Origin of the sequence: Asaia sp. W19 (assembly GCF_003994335.1) — a bacterium.
In the GTDB taxonomy this organism is placed as follows: domain Bacteria; phylum Pseudomonadota; class Alphaproteobacteria; order Acetobacterales; family Acetobacteraceae; genus Asaia.
This window is the reverse complement of sequence record NZ_PNQZ01000180.1, coordinates 1-2361: the sequence shown is the minus strand read 5'-3', so window position 1 is coordinate 2361 and position 2361 is coordinate 1. Positions and strand designations below refer to the sequence as shown.

Annotated in this window: 2 protein-coding genes; both read left to right on the top strand. The window is 50.0% G+C overall.

Translation table 11 applies throughout. The features are described 5' to 3' along the window. Positions 1–938 (top strand): thioesterase domain-containing protein (locus C0V97_RS17795; RefSeq protein ID WP_127103745.1); only part of this gene is annotated, 938 nt, incomplete at its 5' end. Continuing rightward, positions 895–2298 (top strand): MATE family efflux transporter, encoded by a 1404-nt coding sequence (locus C0V97_RS17790; RefSeq protein ID WP_158625424.1) that lies wholly within the window; start codon positions 895–897, stop codon positions 2296–2298. The genes C0V97_RS17795 and C0V97_RS17790, both read left to right, overlap by 44 nt. The last annotated feature ends 63 nt before the right edge of the window (positions 2299–2361 follow it).

The following is a 2361-nucleotide window of genomic DNA, read 5'->3' as shown; positions in this document are numbered from 1 at the left end:
CGCGTGAGGCCGTGCTGTGTTCGCTGTTTGCCGAGCTTCTCGATCGCGAGAGCGTGGATATCGATACGAGCTTCTTCGATCTCGGCGGTCACTCCCTGCTGGCGACGCGCCTCATCAGCCGGATCCGCACTATTTTCTCCGTCAGCCTGCCCATACGCATCATCTTCGAGGCCCCCACCGTCTGCGCACTCGCTACCGCCATGGAGAAAATCGAAAATATCGACGGAGGTAGCCTCACCCTAATCAAGGCTGGAGGAGATCGAGAGCCCCTATTCTGTATTCACGGAGGCGCTGGACTTGTTTGGCCATTCCGGAATCTCGTCGACGATAAAGTCGGTGATAAATGTGAGCACAGGGCCATCTACGCTATCCAGGCCCGCGGTCTTGAAGACGGCGAGTGTCTTCCCGCGACCATGATGGAGCTGGTAGCGGATTATGTCGATCAAATCACAAGCAAGCAGCCGAGTGGTCCCTACTATATCTTGGGCTGGTCGTTCGGCGCCGTCGCCGCACATGCAATATGCGAAGCCCTAGAATCGCAAGGACGGGAGGTGGCCCATCTGATAATGCTTGACGGGTATTACGGCGAGATCAACAAGAGGGAGATGGGTACGCGCGCCGACACGGAGATTATTGATATCGCAAAGCGATATGGTCTCGATAATATCGATCATGAGATTATGGTTCGGGTGAATAATGTCTATCAAAATTGCGTTGCACTCCTGATTGGACACAATCCTCGGCCCGTGCAGGCCGATTGCGTGTTTGTGCAGTCGAGACAGTCATTACCCAGTCATGGAGACTTGCCGAACAAACTCTGGAAGCCCTTCGTGTGCAGTGCTTTCGAGGTCATCGAGACCGATATGGACCATTTCGATATGCTCTCGCCTGCGAATGGACGCGAAATCCGGCGCCTCATCCGAAAGTATCTCGGGTAAAGGGATGCAGGGGCATAAGAAGAGACTCCAGACGGTAGATTACACAGATGGCCCGATCTTAGGCCATCTGCTGAAATCATGTCCTGCAATTTTCCTGGGCATTGTGTTTCAGTCGCTCTGCCTGGTGGTAGACACGTATTGCGTTTCCTATTTCAGCGCGCAGGATGTTGCCGCTGTCTCTGCAGTTTTTACACTGTTGCTTCTCACTTCGGTGTTTTCGCAGGTCTTCTCTTCTGGCGGGATTGCCTGCCTCGCTCCTATTATCGGCAGCAAGGATAAGGCAGGATTTCTGAAAGCCGCGGCAGATGCTCTGAACTTTTCGTTAATCATCATGGTCGCCTATCTGGTACTGATCGCTCTATGTTCAGGCACGTATTTGAAGGCGATTGCAACCGACAGTCATGTCGATGCACTATCCAAACAGTATCTTTTGTTTTTCCTTCCCGCTCTTGTGCTCCCTCTGCCGATCGCTGCTATGAGCGCTTTTTTCAGAGCAAGCGGTATGCTAAGCGCACCCGTCGGTGCTCTATTGGTGATGATCGTCATCAACATTGTCCTTGCGCCCTGTCTGACCTTCGGATGGCTGATCTCCTATCCGTTAGGTGTTGTCGGAACCGCTATTGCCAGCTCTGTTTCCAATATAGTTGGCTTGGCGATATTGTTTGCATTATATGTCCGCGGTCATGACTCCTTGATATCGCTCGTACAGATCCCGTCGAGAGAAACAGTGTTTTCCATTTCTCGCGCTGGCATCCCGGCGTCAGGCGAGATTTTGATCATGTTTGTTGTTGGTGCGATTATATACTCACTAGTGAGTCCTTATGGAGCCGATGCTCAGGCCGGTCTCGGAATAGGATCAAGAACATTGCAGTTGTTGTTCTGGCCGGCTCTTTCCGCAGCTTTTGCGACAGCACCGATTATTGGGCAAAATCATGGAATTAAGCACAAAGAAAACATTTTAAAATCTATAAATTATGGCATTATTATTACGTCTATATTGATGTGTATCGGGATGATATTGATCATATTTCTGGGATATATGTTTATCAATGCCATCTCTGCAGATGAAAATATAGAAAAATATGCAATAACGTATATGAAAATAAAATGCCTCAGCTTTGTCCCGTTAGGTATTTCCATGGTGGTCTCCAACGCGCTGCAAGCGCTTGGAAGATCTGGATTGTCTTTCGGTGCAGCGGCCTCGCAGATGTTTCTCTTCGGCGCGCTGCTTGCGTTCCAATCTACCATTTCTGGTTTGTCTTTCGTATCATTGTCTATTGTCGAGGTATCTTCGTACGCTTGCCAAGCCATTCTATCTTTATACCTTCTGTGCTCAGCAATTCGACGCCTGGATTACTGAGTTGGTAGAACTAACGCGCGCATGGTGCGATTGCCTGCCTACGAATGTGATCGTTGCAAAAGC